At 38.6% G+C, this 23091-nt stretch carries 17 protein-coding genes, 4 tRNA genes and 2 pseudogenes; 6 read left to right on the top strand and 17 right to left on the bottom strand.

Annotation, left to right across the window (positions count from 1 at the left end):
- Positions 1 to 129: 129 nt before the first annotated feature.
- Entirely contained in the window at positions 130 to 834 is a 705-nt protein-coding gene (locus KQP93_RS00960) for a response regulator transcription factor (protein ID WP_217875509.1), read from the top strand.
- 8 nt (positions 835 to 842) lie between these two features.
- Here the strand turns inward: KQP93_RS00960 and KQP93_RS00955 are convergent.
- Positions 843 to 1718, bottom strand: a pseudogene (locus KQP93_RS00955) (YifB family Mg chelatase-like AAA ATPase); the annotation flags it as partial.
- Between the two features lie 37 nt (positions 1719 to 1755).
- Here KQP93_RS00955 and KQP93_RS00950 point away from each other — a divergent pair.
- Positions 1756 to 3579, top strand: a complete 1824-nt coding sequence (locus tag KQP93_RS00950) for a recombinase family protein (protein WP_069445782.1) — start codon at positions 1756 to 1758, stop codon at positions 3577 to 3579.
- Positions 3580 to 3776: 197 nt separating this feature from the next.
- On the opposite strand, the gene KQP93_RS00945 is transcribed toward KQP93_RS00950, so the two are convergent.
- Positions 3777 to 4037, bottom strand: coding sequence for a hypothetical protein (locus KQP93_RS00945; protein WP_069445781.1), 261 nt, complete (start codon positions 4035 to 4037; stop codon positions 3777 to 3779).
- 271 nt (positions 4038 to 4308) lie between these two features.
- On the opposite strand from KQP93_RS00945, the gene KQP93_RS00940 reads away from it, so the two are divergent.
- Positions 4309 to 6006 carry a hypothetical protein gene (locus KQP93_RS00940; protein ID WP_069445780.1) on the top strand — a complete coding sequence of 566 codons (1698 nt, stop codon included), beginning with the start codon at positions 4309 to 4311 and terminating at the stop codon, positions 6004 to 6006.
- Positions 6007 to 6017: 11 nt separating this feature from the next.
- On the opposite strand, the gene KQP93_RS00935 is transcribed toward KQP93_RS00940, so the two are convergent.
- The 14 genes and pseudogenes from KQP93_RS00935 to murB form a co-directional block, all read right to left on the bottom strand.
- A complete protein-coding gene (locus tag KQP93_RS00935) occupies positions 6018 to 6758 on the bottom strand; it encodes a hypothetical protein (protein WP_069445779.1) in 741 nt (246 codons plus the stop codon).
- 583 nt (positions 6759 to 7341) lie between these two features.
- Positions 7342 to 7749, bottom strand: a complete 408-nt coding sequence (locus KQP93_RS00930) for a hypothetical protein (RefSeq protein WP_069445778.1) — start codon at positions 7747 to 7749, stop codon at positions 7342 to 7344.
- 15 nt (positions 7750 to 7764) lie between these two features.
- Positions 7765 to 8106, bottom strand: a complete 342-nt coding sequence (locus tag KQP93_RS00925; protein ID WP_069445777.1) for a hypothetical protein — start codon at positions 8104 to 8106, stop codon at positions 7765 to 7767.
- A 144-nt stretch (positions 8107 to 8250) separates the two neighbouring features.
- Positions 8251 to 8898, bottom strand: a pseudogene (locus KQP93_RS00920) (magnesium chelatase domain-containing protein); the annotation flags it as partial.
- Between the two features lie 38 nt (positions 8899 to 8936).
- On the bottom strand, positions 8937 to 9551 hold the full coding sequence (locus KQP93_RS00915) for a trimeric intracellular cation channel family protein (RefSeq protein WP_217875508.1): 615 nt from the start codon (positions 9549 to 9551) through the stop codon (positions 8937 to 8939).
- A gap of 304 nt (positions 9552 to 9855) precedes the next feature.
- A complete protein-coding gene (locus KQP93_RS00910) occupies positions 9856 to 13842 on the bottom strand; it encodes a hybrid sensor histidine kinase/response regulator transcription factor (RefSeq protein ID WP_217875507.1) in 3987 nt (1328 codons plus the stop codon).
- A 424-nt stretch (positions 13843 to 14266) separates the two neighbouring features.
- Positions 14267 to 15451, bottom strand: coding sequence for an elongation factor Tu (gene tuf / locus KQP93_RS00905; protein WP_054564107.1), 1185 nt, complete (start codon positions 15449 to 15451; stop codon positions 14267 to 14269).
- A 136-nt stretch (positions 15452 to 15587) separates the two neighbouring features.
- Positions 15588 to 15663: transfer RNA gene (locus KQP93_RS00900), tRNA-Thr, on the bottom strand.
- A gap of 13 nt (positions 15664 to 15676) precedes the next feature.
- Positions 15677 to 15751, bottom strand: a tRNA-Gly gene (locus tag KQP93_RS00895).
- Positions 15752 to 15795: 44 nt separating this feature from the next.
- Positions 15796 to 15880, bottom strand: a tRNA-Tyr gene (locus KQP93_RS00890).
- 40 nt (positions 15881 to 15920) lie between these two features.
- Positions 15921 to 15996 (bottom strand) — tRNA-Thr (locus KQP93_RS00885).
- Positions 15997 to 16113: 117 nt separating this feature from the next.
- A complete protein-coding gene (locus KQP93_RS00880) occupies positions 16114 to 16812 on the bottom strand; it encodes a type III pantothenate kinase (RefSeq protein ID WP_217875506.1) in 699 nt (232 codons plus the stop codon).
- Positions 16809 to 17801, bottom strand: coding sequence for a bifunctional biotin--[acetyl-CoA-carboxylase] ligase/biotin operon repressor BirA (gene birA, locus KQP93_RS00875; RefSeq protein WP_217875505.1), 993 nt, complete (start codon positions 17799 to 17801; stop codon positions 16809 to 16811). Before birA ends, KQP93_RS00880 begins: the two co-directional genes overlap by 4 nt.
- Positions 17798 to 18808 (bottom strand): UDP-N-acetylmuramate dehydrogenase, encoded by a 1011-nt coding sequence (gene murB, locus KQP93_RS00870; protein WP_217875504.1) that lies wholly within the window; start codon positions 18806 to 18808, stop codon positions 17798 to 17800. The genes birA and murB overlap by 4 nt, the downstream gene beginning before the upstream one ends.
- A gap of 145 nt (positions 18809 to 18953) precedes the next feature.
- Here murB and KQP93_RS00865 point away from each other — a divergent pair, with 145 nt between their 5' ends.
- Positions 18954 to 20798, top strand: a complete 1845-nt coding sequence (locus KQP93_RS00865; RefSeq protein ID WP_217875503.1) for a M1 family metallopeptidase — start codon at positions 18954 to 18956, stop codon at positions 20796 to 20798.
- Between the two features lie 215 nt (positions 20799 to 21013).
- On the opposite strand, the gene KQP93_RS00860 is transcribed toward KQP93_RS00865, so the two are convergent.
- Positions 21014 to 21643 (bottom strand): DUF2057 domain-containing protein, encoded by a 630-nt coding sequence (locus KQP93_RS00860; protein ID WP_217875502.1) that lies wholly within the window; start codon positions 21641 to 21643, stop codon positions 21014 to 21016.
- A gap of 105 nt (positions 21644 to 21748) precedes the next feature.
- On the opposite strand from KQP93_RS00860, the gene KQP93_RS00855 reads away from it, so the two are divergent.
- Positions 21749 to 22120: a histidine triad nucleotide-binding protein gene (locus tag KQP93_RS00855; protein WP_217875501.1), complete on the top strand. Its 372-nt coding sequence runs from the start codon at positions 21749 to 21751 to the stop codon at positions 22118 to 22120.
- Positions 22121 to 22350: 230 nt separating this feature from the next.
- A complete protein-coding gene (locus KQP93_RS00850) occupies positions 22351 to 23007 on the top strand; it encodes a helix-turn-helix transcriptional regulator (protein WP_063701100.1) in 657 nt (218 codons plus the stop codon).
- The last annotated feature ends 84 nt before the right edge of the window (positions 23008 to 23091 follow it).

The following is a 23091-nucleotide window of genomic DNA, read 5'->3' as shown; positions in this document are numbered from 1 at the left end:
CTTTCACCCTTTTCAACTATAGCTAAGCTATTAAATTGTAAGAAATAGTTACAAACCTCGCCAATACACTTCTCAGCCTTTGCCATACAGTGCTAACATAACAACAAATCAAGTGTGAAATTAAAGCGAATGACTATTCAAGTTTTATTGGTTGAAGACGACGAGCTACTCGTTAAACGCATTCTTAATCATTTTAAAGAAACTGAGTTTAATATTGAGGTAGATTCAACGGGGGCCGATGCATTAAGCATTGTGCAATCGCGTGCGTCATCAAAAGAAGCAATTTCTCTAGCCGTTATCGATATTGTGTTACCAAAACGCGATGGGCTTTTGCTTGCCAAAGAGCTTAATGCACTAACGGATATTGGCGTTATTGTGCTGTCTAGTCGTGACTCGCAAGCTGACCGTATTGCTGGTCTTGCACAAGGTGCCGATGACTACATTTGCAAGCCAGTTGACTTACTTGAACTTGAACTTCGAATGCGTGCTCTTTTTAAGCGCATAAAAGGCTCTCAGCAAGATGATGAGAGTGAAGAGTTTATTGAATATGCCGACTTTAAACTGCACCCAGATAACCGCACATTAGTGACCCATAATGGCGAAGAATCTCGTCTTACTGAAGCAGAGCACAAGGTACTTATTTGCCTTATTGCAAATGCAGGTAAAGCGACATCACGTGAAAAAATTTCCGAAGAAATTGGTCAACCTGACTGGAGCCCAAGCGATCGTACCGTTGATGTGCTTATTGGCCGCTTACGTAAAAAACTAAGCGATGAAAAAGACCAAAAACGTATCGTTACCGTTCGCGGCAAAGGTTACATGCTCTCTATTTAGCAAGTTATCTAATACTGCGTTAATTGACTAATTAACCGCTCAAAGGCGCGATAATTCAGCGCCTCTTTTAATTCATTTAAGGTAATTGCTGGCTGTGCTTTCAAGTCGCTAATGGTACGCGCAACTTTAATAACACGATGATATGAGCGTGGTGATAAAGCCAGTTTTTCGCTGGCTTTTGCTAAAAACTGCAGCTCAGCAGCTGCCAACTCACAATGAATGCTCATTTCTTTATTATTCAAGCGCGCATTCACTTTGCCTTGCCGGTTAAGTTGAATTGCATAAGCTCTTTCGACTCTGGCTCTTACTTGTTCACTGCTTTCTTCTACTTGCGTGCTCTGTAATTGGCTACTGGTGAGTCGCGGCAGCTCAATTTGTAAATCAATCCTATCGATAAATGGTCCAGATACTCGAGATAAATACCGCAATACTTGATCTGGCGTTGCACGCTTATCGGTATGGCTTCCTGTGGGGCTAGGGTTTAATGCGGCGATCAACTGGAATTGCGATGGAAATTCCATTTGTCGTGCCGCTCGCGATATAGTCACCACACCCGTTTCCATTGGTTCACGCAGTGAATCGAGCACTTTTCTCTCAAATTCGGGCAGCTCGTCTAAAAACAATACGCCATTATGAGCAAGAGAAATTTCCCCCGGTTTAGGATTCGAAGAGCCACCAACAAGGGCAACAGCAGAGCAAGTATGATGTGGGCTTCTAAAGGGTCGTTCACGCCAATTCGATAAATCAACCGATTGACCAATTATCGAATACAGCGCTGCGGTACTAATTGCTTCGTCATCCGACATGGTTGGCATAATCGTAGGCATACGCTGGGCAAGCATTGACTTGCCAGTACCAGGAGGGCCAAGAAACAGCTGATTATGTTATAATCCTACAGAATCATAAAAACGGATTTTAGCAATGAAAAAAGCTTACTCATACATACGCTACTCATCACCGCAACAAGCTAAGGGTGATAGCTTTAGACGACAATTTTCAGCTACACAAGCGTATTGTGAGAAGAATGGATATGAGCTTGATACAGAACTAGCCGTTTATCAAGAGCTTGGTGTATCAGGCGTTGACGGTGATCAGGAAAATCTCAAAAGATTTATTGATGATTGTGAAACAGGCAAAGTCAAAAAAGGTTCATTACTGATCGTTGAAAACCTTGATCGCCTATCACGTAAAAAAATCAATAAAGCAATGCGTCAGTTTCTGCATTTGCTCGATTATGTAGATATTTACACACTTCAAGACCAAAAACTTTACTCACAGAATGATGATGTCGATAGTGAAACTCAACTTTTAGACGTTATGACAAGCTTGATAGTAATGAGTCGAGCTTATGAAGAATCAGCCACAAAAAAGAAACGATTAAAAGAAAGTTGGGACTCTAAAAGGAAGAACATTGATAATAAAAAACTAACTTCTTTGATCCCACATTGGCTAGAATTGTCCGAAGATAGAACAGAATTTCGCTTAAAAAAAGACAAAATAGAGATTATTAAGTATATCTATAAAAAATCAATTGATGGTATGGGTGTATCACAGCTTATAAGGCACTTAAACGAAAACTTAACCCAATTCCCTACCCCAACACATAAAAGCAAGTTGTGGGCTAGGACAAGCCTCTCACGAATACTTACAGATAGATCTGTATTAGGGGAATATCAGCCACATATCGGAAAACATAACGGGATCGGTGAAAATAAACGCAAGCCTCTAGGCGATCCAATCCCAGATTATTACCCTCAAATCATTGATGAAGAAACTTTTCTAAAGGCTCAAATTGCTAGAAAAAGCAGAGTTATAGGTCGTGGTAAAGTCAACCGCAACAAGTTTTCTAATCTATTTCGTAATATCTTACGGTGTGGCTATTGTGATGGAAAAATTGAGTATGTTGATAAGGGTGATGGTTCAAGAGGTGGTAAATATCTAACTTGCTCTAATGCTAAAAGAGGCGGTGATTGCTCTCACAATAAGCACTACAAGTATTTACCATTAGAGCTAATGCTATTGCACCTCACGACAGAGAACGGCTTTATGCCTAAGCCAGAAGCACCAACAGACTTAAACCTAAGGCTTTCAAAGCTTCAAGACCTTAATGAAAAAGCAGAGTCTAAACTTAGTTTTTTGTTAGAAGAAGATTTTTCAATACCCACGATTAGAGAAAAAACAAGAGAACTATCAAAAGAGATAGAACGATACAGATCAGAGATTGAAGAACTTGAAAACAAAATTTTAACTTTCAAGCCTGATTACACGTATTCAGATCTATATCAAAATGTAATCCTTGAAAAAGATTCTGTTTTACTATCATCTAATAGAATGACTTATAATAGTTATTTATCCAAAAAAATAGAGTCAGCTTATTTATTCAATGATTATAGCCATTTCATTTTATTCAAAATGAAAGATCAGCACGTTCATACAGTCATCATTGATGAGCAGTATAATTTTGGTGGTTGTTCTCTCCCAAACAACAATATGACACATAAACGACTGAATGGTGAGAAAACTCCAATTGATGAAATGATTTGGCAAATACAGCAAAATTTTTTAATATTGATTGAAAGTTGCAAAGATATTCAAGACAAGAAATTAGTTAACTATTTAAATAGAATAAACAAACTAATTAGTAAAATAATAGTCAACCAAGAAATTGAATTGTTTAATCAAGTTCTTTTTCAAATAGAAAAAGCTCATACTATTTTAGAAAAAATACAGACAAACAACAAATAAAACAGTGTAGACAAAAAAGAAAGAGAAGATAAAAAACCATCTTCTCTTTCTTTTTCGCCAAAATTTAAATCAATAATAATCCCAATCATCAGATCCATCATAATCATCATTTAAATACGCAGACAGCACAGCACGAGGACAACAACCCTCATCTTCCATCTCTCTTATTTCTTCTTCCGTATATCCGCAATATGTTCTCACTTTTTAGCCTTCCTTTTTAAAATAACATCAAATTCATATTTTTCAGCCAGATTTTTTAAATCTTTAAACACTTCATCTTTTACTTTCCTTTCTTTCACCTCATAATAAATATAATCAACTAATGAGCTTACAAAATAATAAATGGTTTCATCTTTAATAAATCCATTTGTATTGTTTTTATCCAAGAAAACCTCTAACTCTTCAAGTAGACGCTCTCGAAAAACATCGATATTTAATTCTTCTAAATAGTCATTCACTATTCTTCTCCTTCATCATTTAACACTTAATTTGTCATACCACACTTTTGACATATTTCAATAGCGTGATAACAATTAAAAAGGTAAGAGACTTAAAAGTCGCTTACTAATAAAAACCCTTTTTAGTCTATCCGCCACTTTTTCGGCACTTCGTTTGAATAAAGTTTCGTATAGAAAGGGTAAACTTTAAAAAGTTTAATCAAAAGGAGCAAATGCAAATCATTATATTTTTAATGGTCTGCTGACATTAATTATATAAGGATTTTAAAGAATGGAAAAATCAACCGTATTACAAAAAACAAGCCGTATCCGAATATGCGATAAAACAAAATTAGCTAATTTAGTTAATCACATATTACGAAACTATAAACCTGACACGATACAATATAAAAGAGACTTTAACGCTGACGATACAAAACTAAATTTAGTTATCGGTCCAGACTTTAAAGTTATAAAAAAAGGTGCTGATTGGTTTGATAAAGTTCAAACTGAAAGCCAATCATTAAAAGACACGCTTCAACAATCATTGATTGAAGCTGATGAAATGGCTGAACAAAATATTTCATTGTCACGACAACAAAAAGACCTAACATTAAAATCTATAACGTATTTTTCAAAATTAGAAAATTACGATGAAAACGCTGAAAGTCATTTATTAGAAATCATGACGCAGTGTTTAGAGGTAAAAAATCAAAGTAAAAATAAAAAAGATTATTCTGTTATCGATCAAGAATCTTTAAAAACTGCATTAGACTTTTATCAAAATCCCCCAGAGAATTTTAAAATAAAAGGGCTTAATGCCAAGAAAAAGCATTTAACCCAGATACTCGAAACAGTCGATAAAATGCAAGTCCATAATGATCGCAGAGCTACCGCTTCAACTCGTTCAATAGGTTTTGAGGATGTTCTTTTCAAAATCCCAAAGCATAACGATAAGAGCCTAAAAGACGTTGATATGATCAAGATTATGAGGGATTGGAACAACAAGTATTTTGCAGATTTTGCCATTCTTGGCGGTGCTTTACACAAAGACGAAAGAACGAAGAAAGGCAATGCAGCAGATGACCATCTTCACTTAATCAGATCAGGTTTCAATCGCTCTACAAAGCGTTTTGATTTGCCTGACTACACTCATCAACTTGGTTTGAGATTAGCGCAGGAGCAGGGCATACCGTTCGAGTCTGACGGTAAGAAATACAACGAAACAAACGAAATTTTAAGAACGGTAGCGAGTGAAGCACTTCAAACAGAGTTCTATGAATTTGCAAATAAAAAATTAGCTAAATATGGCTATGAGTTTAGATTTGAAAAAAAGGAAATTACACCAGAAGAAAAGGAATTAAGAGCTTTTTTAAAAGAACAAAGCAATTTGCCAAAATCCCAACGAGTTCAAAATATGCACTCTTATATGGAAGAACAAGCAAAGAAAGAACAGAAAAATAGAAACGATCAAGTATCTGTTGCTAATAAAGCCATTGCAAAGAAAAAAGAAGTTGATTCTAAAATAACAACTAAAAACGAAGAGTTAACAGGAATAAATAATAATATAATTTCTTCAACTGAAAAATTAGATAAAGTTAATAAGCAATTAGAAAATAATCAAAAATGGCTTTATAACATAATAAAATCTAACGCAGTTCAACAAAGAATTGAAATGATAAGAGAATTAACAAATCATTCTATAGAGTTTTATAAGTCAGTTAAAAAGTTTATTAAAGGGATTAATCAACAAAATGAAGATTATATAAAAGATTTAGAAAAAGAAAATCCTGAATGGTATAAGCGAGAGCAAGAAAGGTTAAAACGTGAAGAAGAACTTAAACAAGAAAGAATTAAAAATCGACATTCTGGAAATGAATATATTGAAGAAGTAAGAAAAGAAATAAAGGAAGAGTCAAAATCAGAAATAAAATTTGATGATAAACCCAAAAAGAAGAAAAAGAAAACATTTGGTTTTGGGAAAAAATAAAAGCTGATATATCAGCTTTTTAATGAATTATCAACTAATTCATCTAAATCAAAATCATCAATTGAAAATACCTCATTTATATTATATTCTCTGGATATATCAATTTCTTTTCCATTATCAGATTCTAAGTCAATTTTATTATAAAAGAATTTGTAATGTTCTTCCTCCCTTTTTTCATTCTGATTTTTGGGATGTTTATACTCAAATTCAACTTCAATATTTTTAAATGCTTTCTTTATTTTTGCAATTTTATTATCTCTTCTTTTTATTCCATTAAGATCTAAAACTTTGCATAAATAATAATAGTCAAAATAACCCTCTTTTTTCATTTCAGTAAGAACTAATAGTTTTGAAGATCGAATGTCAGAAATGGGTTTTAAATCAATTATATTAATTTTTTCAAAACCATTATTTTTCAAATCTTTCTTATATTTTCTTGAAAGTTTAAAGTGTATTTCATTGGCAATTACTTCAATATTATCAAAGAATGGACTTTCTAACTTATTAACAAATATTATTATTTTCTTTGCTGTCATATTATTTCTAGTGATAATACTATTTTCACCTAGAAAACCTTTCACTGAAAAATTATGTTCACTTTCTTTTTTTGTTGTTCTGTAGATCATAGTTGAGTATGCAAGTATTGTAATAAACAATTTAAACTCAGCATTGTTTTTAAAATCAAATAAAGCGTAATGTAAAGGGTTTTTTCTGTTCATAATTTCGTTAGGTATCGTTAAGTATTTAATCATTTATATTTCCTTTTTTGTAAGTTTTAGAACTTCCGAAATATTAATGATTATAATATTATTTGTGATGCAATATTGACTATTTTGCATTTTGATATATATTAAAAAGTAATACTTCTGTCGGAGGAAGTTTATTTTTAAAAGTCGCAACTTATTTTGCGGCTTTTTTTATGCCTTAAATCTAGTAAATCACAATTCAATTCTTTGTCAAATTGTAATTAAGTGTAGGGAGCAGGTGTAATTAAGTGTAGGGGGCAAATGTCACCAAGTGTAGTCCTATTAATAAATTAATAATACAGACTTTATAATACAGACTTTTTATATATGTGAAATTGGCATTGATTGTTGATCTTTATGACGCAGTGGCGAAATTGTTTCTGATTTTCGAAATGGAGCTTGCGGAATGAAGCGTTTAAATATAAAAATTAAGTTTTTTTTAAACAGTGTATCTATTAGCATACCAAAATTAAATAAATGATTAAAAACCCCTGTTGTGATAGCGTGAGCTTTATAATAACTTAAAGTTATTAATTAAATAAAAGAGTACATCTAGTTATATACTCTTTTCAACACGAAACAATTATAATCATTGATATTTATCGTTAAGTATTCTTACCAATGAAAGAGGTGCTTGATTACTATCATTTTGCCATAGAATAAGATCGTTAATCGCTGTTTCAATACCACTATTGAATGTTTGATTCTGCTTTCTTGACATTTCATAAGCAAATATTTTAATTTCCTCTCCATCAGGTCCGAAAAGATTATAATAACTATCTAATAATATACCTTGATGATCTTTTTCTGGAAAAGGAGAACTTTGAATTAAATGAAGTTGGTAGCCCAAAAAATAACCAGCTATAAGAGGATCAGACTTTGCATCTATAATTAGCTGATCTGCACTAATTGGCATAAGCATCGTTTGTCCAGTAACACTAGACCCAATTGTTTCAACCAAACTATCAATTCTCTTTTTCTTACCAAAACCGAACATATTTACTTTACCTCTCTATTCGAAGACACTTTTATTTCTTGAGTAAAAATCATAATAAGCAGAATGCAATGGCTTGGTTCTACTATCACACCAATAAACCTCAATAACCGCAGCCATATTTTCAGCTTGTGCAGGTTGTCCAAACCCATCTACATAAGGTTTTGTTATTGGCTTACCAACAAATGATTCAATACTGTTTTGCGCTCGTTTCTGTGCTTGTTCGTGAAGAGCTGAACGGGCAGCACGGCTCACATCATCATTCATAACATCGAAGCAAGTGATCACGTTTGACGTTGCGTTATTGGCACTTACAGCTAAAGGGAAAAGAAAAATTGATAGTAGGGATAGTTTTCGCACTGCTTTCCTTGCTCCTTGAAAATCTTGTCGTTAGAGATTAACACAATACCTATGATTTTCGCACTTCCCTCTATATACAGAAGAAAGCATAATTTTGTTTCTGTTAATCTTGTTGCTTTCTCAAGTAGGTAATTGACATAGCTATAGTAAATTATGGCCACCAGCAGCAGCTATTTCGAGTACCCTTTTGGCGCCAGGTTGGCCTTTCACATCACTTAAATCGAGTAGCGAGTCACGCTGCGACTGCTGCTCTGGATAACAAATATTAAGGGGCAGGGGTTGCTGATTTAATAAGTCATTCCAAACATCTTGTAAGGAGTAAACGGCTTTTCGAGCAACGCCCGAAACAAGGCTTGCGAGATTATCGTTTTCGGCGGGTAAGAAACAACAGCGACCCTGCTCTTTCGCTCCTAACACCGAAGGTAAAATAGCGTTAACCCCTCTTACCTCACCATTTAAAGCCAACTCACCGTAAAACTCATAACGATGAATATCAGGGCAGTTTATTTGCCCAGAGGCAACTAAAATACCCACAGCAATAGCCAAATCAAAACGGCCACCTTCTTTAGGTAAATCAGCAGGCGCAAGGTTGACGGTTATTCGTTGATCTGGAAAACCAAACTGTGAGTTTTCGAGAGCGCTACGCACTCTGTCTTTTGACTCTTTGACTGACGCTTCAGGCAAGCCAACGATATGAAAAGCTGGCAAGCCATTTCCTAAGTGTACTTCTACAATCACTTCAGGAGCTTGCACACCCACTTGTGCACGTGAAAATATTCTAGCTAAAGACACGATCCATGATGTCCCTATCATTCATCCTTAAATTAAGTTTAGTCGGGATATTTAAAAACGTGTAATGTCAGTTGCCATTTCATTGCAGCTAAACGCAGTGATAAGGTCATAAGCATGGCTAATATCATAGCAACTTCGGTCACTAAACCCAGCGAGATACTTAATGTATAAACAATGCCGCCAGCGATACAAGCAATGGCATAGAGCTCGCCCTTTAATAGCATCGGTATATTTCCAGCCAGCACATCACGGATAACACCGCCAAAGCAGGCTGTTATTACACCCATAATAATCGCCGTGGTGTCTGGCATACCTGCGAGCATGGCTTTTTGTGTGCCCATCACCGCAAAAAATGCCAAACCGAAAGCATCAGCAACTTGCAGCGCATTAAGTGAAATAGAACGCTGCTTATTGATTAAACGGGTGGTGACAAATACAGACAATAAAATAGCCCAGAAATAGCTTTGATCATGTAGCCAAAATACAGGAACATCTAAAATAACGTCGCGTACAGTCCCACCGCCAATAGCAGTGACTGTGGCTAACACAACAACCCCAAAGCCATCCATTTTTTTGTTGTACGCCAGTAGCGTTCCAGAAACTGCAAACACGGCTACGCCGAATAAATCAAACCAATGGTAAAGTTCAGTCATGTTTGTAACTAAAAAGTAATGTTAGTGCCGTTGTAACATAAACTTTTCAATCTTTTAAGCGAAGTTGTAATAAAAATCGGCTCTTGAAAATTTAAGAGCCTTAACTCAAAGGAAGTTAAAAATAGATGGGGCTCGCTGTTGTCCTTAACCATAATCTGTACTCAGTCATGTTTGCCCGTCAATGATAAACAAAGAGCCCCAAAACTACGAAGATATAATTAGATTAGGTTAACTGTAGAAAATATGTATGCATTATGCCGACAAAAATGTACTCAAATACGACATTTTCATAGTTAACAGCCCGTTATATGTAATAACATTGATACTCTTTCGCCGTCATGCCATATTTTGCTTTGAAAAATTTAGAGAAATACGAACGTGACGAAAAGCCAACTTCATCTATTACTAAGCTTATTTGTTGGCCTTTCCTAATAAGTTCGGCTGCTTTAGTTAGTCGATAATTTCGTAAGTACTCACTGGGAGTAATGTTTAGTAGGACTTTTAACTTGCGTTGTAATTGACGCTCACTAAGCGCTAACTCTTTCGCACAGTTGACCATTGAAAAGCCTTGTTGGTGGTAATGGTCAGCAACATATTTTCCTAAGTTTTCAAGCAACTGTTTATCACGAGGATCAACTGTAATTGATTGCTTAGCTTGAGAATTAAGGGGTAACCCCATAATTTGCTGCTGCGAATATAAGCTAACCCAATGTATCCAGTTCTCTACTTTTAAAAAGAGCTCTTCCCTATCAAATGGTTTAGTGATCACATCTAGCGCATGCTGTTTTAAGCTGCTAATGCGGGTTTCGTAGTCGCCCTTTGCAGTTAAAATAACCACTGGGATATGGCATGTAACGGGCGAATTATGTAATGAATCTAAAACAGTAAAGCCATCGACTTTTGGCATCATTAAATCTGTAATAATTAAATCTGGCACTTGGCTCAGCGCTATTTGTAAACCGACTTGACCATCTTCAGCTAATAATACTTGATAACTTTGCTGTAACTCTGTTTTCAGGTAATGACGTAGCTCGTCATTATCTTCAATAATTAATACACTCGCTTTGTCATGATTCACTGTTGATTTTAGAATTGTGCTATCAACTGGAGTTTGCTCTGTAAATTGCGCTGTTTTAAATGCGAGTTTAAAGCTGGTTCCTTCTCCTAAGCGACTTGCCAGCACAATATTGCCTTTGTATTTATCGACCAGACGTTTAACGATGGCTAAACCTACGCCACAGCCTTCTACATTTGCATGACTACTTACTCTGTAAAAAGTATCAAACACCTTGTCTTTTTCAGAGTCTGCGATGCCTTTACCTGTGTCAGTTACTTCTATGCGAGCAAGCTCACCTGATGCGCATACGGTTAAGCTGACTTGACCTTGCTGAGTATATTTAAAGGCATTACTTAAAAGGTTGGTAAGAATCGTGATCACCCCTTCTCGGGTGCTTTCAATAAATACAGCCTCTTCAATATCGACTATAAAGTCTATGGACTTTTCACCTAACACAGCAAACTGCCCCGCGACCTCTCTGGCAATTGCCGATAGTGACACAACTTTAATAATCTCTTCATGGCGCTCATCATAGCGAGTCAGCGTTAATAGCTTATCGACCAAGTTTTCTAAGCGCCGGCTATTACGTAATACCAAATTCAGTTGCTCACACTTTTCAGTATTTTGCTCATCTGCTATTAGCTTTTGCAAAGGCGCAATCAACAAACTCAAAGGAGTACGTAATTCATGTGATGCATGCGTGAAGAACCGTACTTTATTCTCGAGTGAGTCACTCAGAGCGTCAGCTTGCTGTTCAATTAGCATTTTTTGCTCTGCGATTTCGTCAGTGCGCTCGCTAACAATTTGCTCCAGATAATATTTTTGTTTGCGTATACGGCGAGTCCAAAGCACTGTGAACAACCACACCATAGCCAAAATCAGCATGGCTGCTAACAGATAAAACTCACTTGTTTGCCACCAAGGCGCAAGAACCGTTATGTTTAACAGTAATGGGGTGAGCGCATTTGCCCCATTTTCACTACTAGCATTTACTTTCAACTGATATTTACCAGCAGAAAGATTAGTGTAATCAACAGATAAAAACGACCCTGTAGCTTTGCGCCATTGCTGTTCAAAGCCTGCTAACTGATAGGAGTATTGGTTAGTTTGCAGCTCAGAGTAGTGCAGGTAACCAATCTGAAAATGAACTCGTTTGATACCCGCAGGAATGGTCACTGAGCGGCTTTTTTCTATTTGATATAAACTGCCTAAACGACTTACTCCTTGGTTTACCACATCCACATCATCAAACTGCAAGCTGGTAAGAGCTAATTGCCCACCAATAGTATTAACTTCAAGTTCAGCAGGGTTAATGACACTAACCCCTTGCGTGCCACCAAACATCAAGCGGCCATCACGGGTTTTTAAATAAGCACCGGCATTAAATTCATTTCCTTGTAAACCATGTCGAGCTTTATAATTTTTAATGCTCATGGTTGCAGGGTCTATTTTAGCGAGGCCGTTGTTGGTACTTAGCCAAACCCAACCTTCATTGTCTTTTAACAACGCATAAACGACTTGATTAGGAAGGCCTTGAGCGACATTAAATTGCTGCACCTGCTGGTTGCTCAAATCAATAATATTTAAGCCGTTCGATGTTGCGAGCCACATTTGCTGGTCAATTTCTAAAAATGCACGCACTGTATTATCAGATAAAGCCAAGTCGCCTTTGCGATAATTAGTGAGGGTATCGGTTGCAGCGTTGTAATGATAAGCCCCATCACCATCAGTACCTATCCACAGATCTGCTTGCGAGCTTTTATATAAACTCGTCACCCGCGCCGTTGGAATTACAAGTTGTGTATTCGCTAGAGGCTTTGCAAAACTAATAAACTTGCCGCGCTGTCTATCAAAACAAAACAGCCCTCCTCCATTAGTGCCGACCCAAACATTATTTTTTTCATCGACTAAAAGGGCATATATACTGTTTTCAGTTAAGCCATGCTCGCCTTCATCTGCTCGAAAGTGACTGATGCTGCCATCGTTATGCAAAACATCAATCCCTTGCTGCCAGCTGCCAATCCATATATCGCCATTACGATCTTCGGCGATGGCTTTAATTGCATTGCTACTGATTGAATACGGTGAACTTTCGGTGGTTATACGATCTAAACGATTTAATTGCTGATCCAGAATATCGATACCGCCACCCCAGCTGCCATACCAAATACGTTGCTTTGAGTCTTCAAGTAACGCCCACGCATCGTTACTTGAAAGTGGCGTTGGCTTTTTTAACTTACTAAATTGCAATGATGCTGGGTCGAGCTTACTGATCCCATGGGCAGTACCAAACCACATAATGTCACTACTGTCTCGATAGATACTATATACCCGGTCATGAGCAAGACTATATTTATCAAACGGGTCATGCGCTAAAACGGTGAAGCTTGCATCAATAGGGTCGTAAACATTAATTCCGCCGCCTCGCGTTGCCAGCCAAACTTGGCCTTGACTATCAAACTCAATATCACGAATTTCATTACTACTAAGCCCAGAATTATCATCTTTAGAGGTAAGCCACTGCGTTATTGTTTTTGTGCTTGGCTCAATCTTATATAAGCCACCACCCTGACTTGCCAACCAAATACTGCCATCAGCAGCCTGTTTGATAGCAAAAATACTGGCATGAATATCAACAGACTCAGCAAAGCCAGAAAAAACCGAATTAATTTGTTTATTATTAATAAGGTCATAATGAAGTAACCCAGCTCCATGAGTACCAATCCAAAGTATTTCATCGATTTTTGATAGCGCATAAATAGGCTTTTTTAACCCTGTTATTAACGTTTCAAGTTGCTCTGTTCGCTTATCGTAACGAAAAAGGCTGCCATCGTAAGTGCCAATATAAACTTGCTGTTGCGCTACTAATAAGCTGGTTATTCGGCGCTCTTTTAACAGCGGCTCAGAAAATTGATAATTATGTAATGCGAGTTGGTTTACACCACTATTTCGAGTACCTATAAACAACGTTGACTCGTTGTCGATTGCCAATGGGTAAATATAGTTATTCGCTAGACTATTCGTCTCATCAGAGGCTGTGAATACAGTAAATTCATTGCCATCAAAACGGTTTAAACCTGCCTGTGTTGAAATCCAGATAAAACCTTGCTGATCTTGCACAATATCGAACACAACACTTTGCGATAATCCATCTTCAATATCGTAGTTTTGAAATGCAGACCAAGCTGAAGGTAAAAACAGAAGTGCTAAGAGCGCTATAAAAAAACGGATCATCCCTAAATCTACACATTTATTATTAGTTATTAATCAAGCGTAGTTCAGTTCAGCTAACATTCATAATCATTTCCCAATTTAGGGATCAATAACTAAGATAGATATCAAGGGGTTGGATTTAGATGTGAGTTAGCGAGGGTAAAGGTTCTAGGTTCTAGGTTCTAGGTTCTAGGTTCTAGGTTCTAGGTCAAGCCTAATCAGAGGAAAGGTTTACATGGATTGTGTTGGGTTTCGCTGTGCTCAAACCAACCTACCCTAAGAATGAACAGGGTGAATGCTGAGTGAGGCGCAGAACTAAACAACCCTCTCGATCTAATCTGATGTCTGAAAGCTGACAGCTGATAGCTGATAGCTTTTTCACCCATAAAAAAACCCGAGACTAAGCTCGGGTTTTTCTTAATGCTTGATGCATTACTATAGTTGATTACTCAACGATAGTTGCAACAACACCAGCACCAACTGTACGGCCACCTTCACGGATAGCGAAGCGTAAACCTTCGTCCATCGCGATTGGGCAGATTAGTTCTACAGTCATCTTGATGTTATCACCAGGCATTACCATTTCAACGCCGTCTGGTAACTGTACGTCACCTGTTACGTCAGTTGTACGGAAGTAGAACTGTGGACGGTAACCTTTGAAGAATGGAGTATGACGACCACCTTCATCTTTAGAAAGTACGTATACTTCTGAAGTGAACTTCGTGTGTGGAGTGATTGAACCAGGCTTAGCTAGTACTTGACCACGTTCAACGTCTTCACGCTTAGTACCACGTAGAAGTGCACCGATGTTCTCACCCGCACGACCTTCGTCTAGAAGCTTACGGAACATCTCAACACCTGTACAAGTTGTCTTCGTAGTTTCTTTGATACCTACGATTTCAACTTCGTCATTCACGTTGATGATACCAGCTTCAACACGGCCAGTTACAACAGTACCACGACCTTGGATTGAGAATACGTCTTCGATAGGCATGATGAATGGCTTATCGATGTCACGCTCTGGCTCTGGGATGTAAGAATCTAGTGCTTCTGCAAGCTCAACGATTTTGTCTTCCCACTCTTTCTCGCCTTCTAACGCTTTAAGCGCTGAACCTTGGATTAGTGGTAAGTCATCACCTGGGAAGTCGTACTCAGAAAGAAGTTCACGAACTTCCATCTCAACTAGCTCAAGTAGCTCTTCGTCGTCAACCATGTCACATTTGTTCATGAATACGATGATGTAAGGTACACCAACCTGACGAGAAAGTAGGATGTGCTCACGAGTTTGTGGCATAGGACCGTCAGTCGCAGCAACTACTAGGATTGCGCCGTCCATTTGAGCAGCACCAGTGATCATGTTTTTAACATAATCGGCGTGTCCTGGACAGTCTACGTGTGCGTAGTGACGAGTTGGAGTATCGTACTCAACGTGTGAAGTTGAGATTGTGATACCACGCTCACGCTCTTCTGGAGCGTTATCGATTGATGCGAAGTCTTTAGCTACACCACCGTATACTTTTGCAAGTACGTTAGTGATTGCTGCTGTTAGAGTTGTTTTACCGTGGTCAACGTGGCCGATTGTACCAACGTTTACGTGCGGTTTTACGCGTTCAAACTTTTCTTTTGCCATGACGGAACCTATCAGTTTTGTGTATCTAGATTACATATGAAAATAATCCACCGAGGGTAGATTAATTTAATTTTTTCAAATTTCAAATAGTTTTTTCTGACAGATAAAGGAAGAAATTAAGATGAGTTCTCGATACTGGTGCTGATAGGCAGATTTGAACTGCCGACCTCACCCTTACCAAGGGTGCGCTCTACCAACTGAGCTATATCAGCAACACCAGAAGTCTGGAGCGGGCAGCGGGAATCGAACCCGCATCATCAGCTTGGAAGGCTGAGGTAATAGCCATTATACGATGCCCGCATAGGAACCTGTTCTTAAACTACCTCTAACCGTCAAGAATAAAGTGGTGGAGGGAGCTGGATTCGAACCAGCGAAGGCTGAGCCGTCAGATTTACAGTCTGATCCCTTTGGCCGCTCGGGAACCCCTCCACGAAAATTCTTTACTAAGTCACTTCCGGTAAAAGGAAAGTGGTGCCGACTATCCGAGTTGAACGGATGACCTACTGATTACAAGTCAGTTGCTCTACCAACTGAGCTAAGTCGGCACTGCTTTAGTACGGGGCGAGATTCTAAGGTAAGGTTTATTGTGATGCAACCATAAAATTAAAAAAAATGTGAATTTATGTGTTAAACGCTCACTATTCAGGCAAAAACCCGTATTTTTACTGCTTTATAGCTAATTCACGCCAATAATTCAGTCCTTTAAACACGAGCAAGCTGTCAAATTTAGCATCTAAATATGTATCTGCTAACAATTTGCCATAACCACCAGCAAATAATAACTGACAACCCTGTTGGTTAAGATGTTGTTTTGCTTGCTCGATTGCACCTAGGGTAGCAACCATAGCGCCATTTTTTAGGCCATTTGGCGTATTACGCCCTAGTTCAGTCGTAAATGGTGTTTGCTCATCATCAAACACGCGTTGCGTATTTTGGGTAAGTGATGAGGTCATTAAATCAAGGCCAGGTAAGATCCAGCCTCCTAGATGCGCGCCTTCTTTATTAAGCACATCAATTGTCGTTGCTGTACCGGCATCGATAATAATGCAGTTTTGCTCGGGATATTCTACATACGCAGCTATTACCGCGAGCCAGCGATCAATTCCTAGGTTTTTAAACTGCTGATAAGCACAGCTTAACGTAGCGAGTTTAGCGGTCACCTCTGCTTCGAAGTAAGGAACAGCATGTTGCTGCGCCTTTGCTAATAACGGTTTAAGTAGCTCTGTGCTACCTACGCAGGCATAGACCAGCTCTTTTATTTGTGACCAAGGTAAATTGCTGAGTTCACAGGTTTGGTAATCCTTGCCATCAAACAAAACGGCTTTAATTGCGGTATTGCCAACATCCACTAATAATTTCATAGCTCAGCCTTACGTAATGAAATTTCACCACCATAATAACTTTTCACTTCGCCATCTTGACGAATACGTACGCCACCTTGGTTATCAATTCCTTCGCAAATACCACGCCAGCTACGGTGACCCGTATTGAGCTCAACACACTCGCCAGCAAATGCATTTAATTGATTCCACTGTAGATACATATCGTTTAAACCTGATTGCTGATACTGAGCTAAACGTTTTTCTAAATAAAAGCATAAATAGGCCACCAGCTTGTTTTTATCTAACCCCTGCACATGCTGACTTAAGTCAGTCCATGCTTGATCTATGTGTTGGCTAACACTTTCTGGCATATGTAAATTGATACCTATACCTATTACAAGCTGACAAGGACCTTGTGGTTGGCCGTCAAGTTCAACTAATACGCCCGCTAATTTTTCACGGTTTAAGTAGATATCATTTGGCCACTTAAGCTCTACATCTAATTGATATAAGGCTTTAAGCGTATCGTAAACAGCAAGCCCAACAGCAATAGAGACCCCCATAGCAGCTTGCAAACCATCATCCAAACGCCAAAAGTAACTAAAGTATAAGTTTGCGCCAAATGGAGATTGCCAAACGCGCCCACGGCGCCCTCTTCCCGCTTGCTGCATTTCTGCAACTAATACGCTTCCAGATGGCAGTGCTACTTCTGTTTGCAAACGGCGCATTAGCTCACTGTTGGTTGAGTCAATAATAGGCTGCACTTCAACATTAGCGGTGCTACCACCTAACTCATTATAATGCTGACCGATTTTATCTTTGTTCAGTAAGCCTGCACTATTATTAAGGCAATACCCTTTACCCGTAACCTTAAATATATCGAGCCCCATTTCCTGCAAAGAGTGAATATGTTTACCCACTGCTGCACGGCTAATACCGAGCTGCTCGCCCAATTGCTGACCAGAAATAAAACCACCTGAATTCAGAGCTTGTAAAATAGCGAGCTTATTTCCATCTGGCGCTTTCATGATGAAGCTCCCAATTCAATGTGGCATTCATGTTCAGCGTTGATCAGGCGTACTTCGTGCTGTAAAGCAATCTGATATTTATGCCAAACCTGTTGTTGTACATGCTTTACCATGGCAATTAAGTCATCACCTGTACTATTACCGTGGTTTACTAGCACTAAAGCTTGCTGCTGATGCACTTCAATACCTGCGACCTTAAAGCCTTTTAACCCAACTTGCTCAATCAACCACCCCGCCGCAACTTTATGATGCTCAGCATCCACAAAGTAATGAGGTAGCTCTGGGTAGTGTTTTAAAAGTAACGCAAGTTGCTCATTCCTGATCACTGGGTTTTTGAAAAAACTGCCTGCATTAGCAAGTTCACTGGGGTTTGGTAGTTTGCTGTTTCTGGTTGTGATGATTTGCTCAAATACCTGTTGTGGAGAGGGTTCTGAAAGCTGTTGCAATGGTCCATAACTCAGAACTGGCTGCCATTTTTTAGGTAGCAGTAACCCTACTTGGGTGATTACAGCTTTATTCTTCAGTGCATGTTTGAAGATAGAGTCACGATAGCCAAATTGACATTCGCCTTTAGTTAAGCGCTTTGTGGTTTTGGTGGCAATATCAAAGTATTCGACATAACTCACAAACTTTTCAAGCTCTACACCGTAAGCACCTATATTTTGCACTGGTGCAGCACCAACAGTCCCAGGTATTAAAGCAAGGTTTTCAAGCCCAGGCATGTCATTAGCAATAGTCATAGCAACTAATTGGTGCCAGTTTTCTCCGGCTGCAATGTGCAATAAAAAGCCATCGTTTTGCTGCTCTATATCTATGCCCTTCGTATTCATGTGGATCACAGAACCTTGGTAGTCAGATAAAAACACGGTATTACTGCCTTCACCTAAAATACAAAATGGCCCAGAAAAGTCTGTGCTTAAAAGCTGATTCACTTCATCAATTTGATAAAAATGCTGGCATTGGCTTGGCAAAGAAAAGGTATGAAAAGATTGCAGGGACTGAGCCACAAAACGCCTCAAAGGTTACCGGTAACTAATCGCATTAGTGTAACCTATCGTCGCAAAATACGCATTAGATTGTAAAAATCACTCAACCCACTGCACTAATCATGTTATAAAACGGGCTCTTTTTCATTTCCGTTCCAGGGTTATTATGAAGTTTAAACCATTACTTTTAAGTCTTGCTATGGCCGGTGCTTGCTCTCAAGCAACTGCAGATGCAATCAGCCAGCACACTTACGCAAACTTAGATGACGTAACAACCACTCACCTACTACTAGATTTAGATGTTGATTTTGATGACAAACAACTAGAAGGTTTTGTTGAGCACACGCTAGATTGGCACAATGCAACAAGCAAAACACTGGTACTTGATACACGCGATTTAGATATCGACAAAGTAATGTATCAAGATCAAAAAGGCAGCTGGCACAAAGCTGACTTCACCCTTGCTGCACGTGATGACGTGAAGGGCTCAAAATTAACAATTAAATTTAAAAGCCAAGCGGTTAAAGCACGTATTTACTACAACAGCCGCCCAGAAGCTTCAGGTTTACAGTGGTTAACGCCAGAGCAAACAGCCAGTAAGTCACACCCATTTATGTACAGCCAATCACAAGCAATTCATGCTCGTAGTTGGATCCCAGTACAAGATACGCCAGCAATGCGTGTAACCTATTCGGCACGTATTCACACTCCTAAAGACATTCGTGCGGTGATGAGTGCTGATAACAAAGATGCACTTTATAAAGACGGCGATTACCTATTTAATATGCCACAACCAATTTCGCCATACTTAATCGCAATTGGTGCTGGTAATTTAGAATTTAAAGCTATGTCTAAGCAAACGGGTATCTTTGCTGAGCCAACAATTTTAGATGCATCAGTTGCTGAGTTTAACGACACGCAAGCGATGATCGATAAAACTAACGCGATGTATGGCGAATACGCATGGGGTCGTTATGACTTATTAATGCTACCGCCAAGCTTCCCTTTTGGTGGCATGGAAAACCCACGTTTATCATTCATTACACCAACGGTTGTTGCTGGCGATAAAAGCTTAGTAAACCTAATTGCTCACGAGCTTGCTCACTCTTGGTCTGGTAACTTAGTAACTAATGCGACTTGGGAAGACTTATGGCTAAACGAAGGTTTCACGTCTTACGTTGAAAACCGCATTATGGAAGAAGTGTTTGGCCGTGACCGTGCAGTTATGGAGCAAGCGCTTGATGCAGCAGGCTTACGTGCATTACTTAAAACTCTGCCAGCACCAGATACGCGTCTTAACTTAAAACTTAATGGCCGCGATCCTGATGATGCATTTAGCTCGGTGCCTTACACTAAAGGTCAACTTTTCTTAATTTATTTAGAAAACAAATTTGGCCGTGACAAGTTCGACCCATTCGTAAAGGGTTACTTTGACCAGTTTGCGTTTAAGTCTCTAACAACCGCTCAATTTGTTACTTACTTAAAAGCAAACCTGATCGACAAATACCCAGGCGTAGTCAGCATGGATAAAGTTAATGAGTGGATCTTTGAGCCTGGTTTACCAAGCGATGCTCCTAACCCAACGTCTGATGCCTTCGATAAAGTTGATGCTGTAACCAAAACATGGTTAAACGGTGAGATCAGTGCAGCCCAGTTACCTACTACAGATTGGTCAGTTCACGAGTGGCTACACTTTTTGAATAATTTACCTCGCGATTTAAGCATTGAAAAAATGACTGAGCTTGATAACCAATTCAACCTAACACAGTCAACTAATGCAGAGCGAGCTTTCGCATGGTTTATGCTAGCGGTAGGTAATGGTTATCAACCAATTTATCCAGCGCTTGATGAACACCTATCAGGCATCGGTCGTCGTAAATTAATTGTGCCACTCTATAAAGCACTTATTAAAAACGGTAAAAAAGACTGGGCGCATGATGTGTACTTAAAAGCACGTCCGGGTTACCACCCACTTGCACAAGGTACTGTTGACGACTTATTTGCAAAGTAAGTAATCAAACACAAAAAAGGCGCTGCAATCAGCGCCTTTTTTAATTATTTTATACCAATTCGCTTAATTAAGTGATCTATTTTGAGGCAATAAAACCTCGTTGATAGCAAGGCAAAAATTTCGTTATTTAGTTGTTCTAAATCAGAAATTTTTAACGTAGATAGCGACAGGTTTTATCCCTCAAAATGATTAAGTATTATTGCGGATTGGTATTATTAGTTACTTACTTTTTGTAAGAACGCACGGCGCTCTTCAGGGCTTGCTTGTTGCCACCAAAACTCAAGCATCGCAGCCGCATTCGGCATATTTTTCAAACCCGCTTGTCCACCTGGTACTTTTGCAGGCAATGTGACAGGTACTGCAGTCGCAGGCTTGTTGCTTGTACTTGTAGCAGCAACTGGGGCACTGGCTACAGCTTGTGCAGGCGCGCTAGCTGCACGGTAGCTAACTATCGATAGCGGCACAGCAAGTTCACTGCCCTTGGCTTTTAAGCTTACTTGCGGTGATTCAGCAAACACTTCTGCAGCAACAGCATTACTGGCACGATTAAACACTAGGTCATAGTCTTTACCACTCTCTACCGTAAGCTCAACCCAAAATGGCTCTGACTCAACAACTTGATGGTCATCATAACCTTGCTCGTAAAGATCGGTATATTTCATCTTCACTTGGTATGTACCAGGAGCAAGCTCAACATCGTCAACACGACTGAAAAACGACTGTTCAATTAGGCGCTCTCCAACTTGTAAGGGTACAAACTCTTCGGGAAAGTGAATGGTCTCAGCTACACTGCTGAAACTATTTAATAGCATTAACGCACTACTCAGTAATACTAACTTACGCATGTTCACTCCTTGGTTGTTCAACTTGTGGCAGTTTCAGTTTGACACTGCAAATAAAGTTTGTCATTAGTGGGCGGTCATTTAACCACATTTATAAGAGAGCTAAGTATGAGCCAAGAGACTATTTTTACAAAGATTATTAACCGAGAGATCCCAGCTGATATTGTTTATGAAGACGAACTATCTTTAGCTTTTAAAGATATTAACCCACAAGCCCCTTTTCATGTGTTGATCATCCCAAAAACACCAATAGCGACGATTAATGATGTTACAGAAGAAAATTCATCTTTAGTCGGTCATTTATATGTGGTTGCTGCCAAACTTGCCAAACAATTTGGCTTTAGTGAAGACGGTTTTCGCGTCGTAATGAACTGTAATGACCATGGCGGGCAAACTGTGTACCATATACACCTACATATGCTGGCAGGGAAAGAAATGGGCTGGCCTCCATACCAAGATACGAAAAAACAAAAAATCTAATACTTTGATATGTAAACAAGTGTAAAAAGTAGCACAAACATATCATTTTTGACTATAATGAATATATATCAGTTAGTTAACATATTGCGATTAGTTAACTAACTGTAATTTTTGACACAAAATAGACACGAACTGTACTTTTCCTGCACAACTCTCAGAAATTTCTAATACGAAAGGGGTGGATTGCGTGATAGGATTTAACTGTCAACTTTATTCAAGAGTGTATATATATGAGTAGTTCAGCCTTTTTATTATTAGATCCAGAGCCAATTAACACTATTGGCATTAACGTATTAGAGCCATTGTTAAAAACACAAGGACTGGCAGTGACATCTGGTACTGATATCTCTGAAGTACCAGAAGGAACACGCTTGTTATTTATTGAAACGTCAAGCACAGATCCATGGGGCAAATTAAAAGAACAGTTAGTTAATCTACGAATGAAGTGCGACATTGTACTGTTTAACCTAGATGAAAACCCTGAGCTTGCTAACCGTGCTCTATTAAGTGGTATTCGTGGTGTATTTTACACAACAGATAATGCTGATGTGTTAATGAAAGGCATTCGTTTATTACTTGAAGATCAACTATGGTACCGCCGCGATATCATGTGTAATGCATTAAATCGTATGTTGCAGTTCAATAAAGACGCACTCCACAAATTGACAGATGGTGACATCGAACCAGTTAAACTTACTAAACGTGAAAAAGCGATTATTTCATTAATGAGTAAAGGTTCGAAAAATAAAGAAATTGCTGAAGATTTAAGCATCAGCCCACATACAGTTAAAACTCACTTATATAGTGCATTTAGAAAAACTAAATGTCGTAACCGTATTGAGCTATTGTCTTGGGCACAGCAAAATATTCCAGACGAAATTCGCTAAACTAAACATCCTACTAGTTAAAACAGACGCAGCCGCGTCTGTTTTTGTTTCTGGTTGCTAAACACTGTAATTGACTTTATGCTC

The organism is Pseudoalteromonas shioyasakiensis, from assembly GCF_019134595.1.
GTDB classification, from domain to species: domain Bacteria; phylum Pseudomonadota; class Gammaproteobacteria; order Enterobacterales; family Alteromonadaceae; genus Pseudoalteromonas; species Pseudoalteromonas shioyasakiensis_A.
This window is presented reverse-complemented; position numbering and strand designations above follow the sequence as displayed.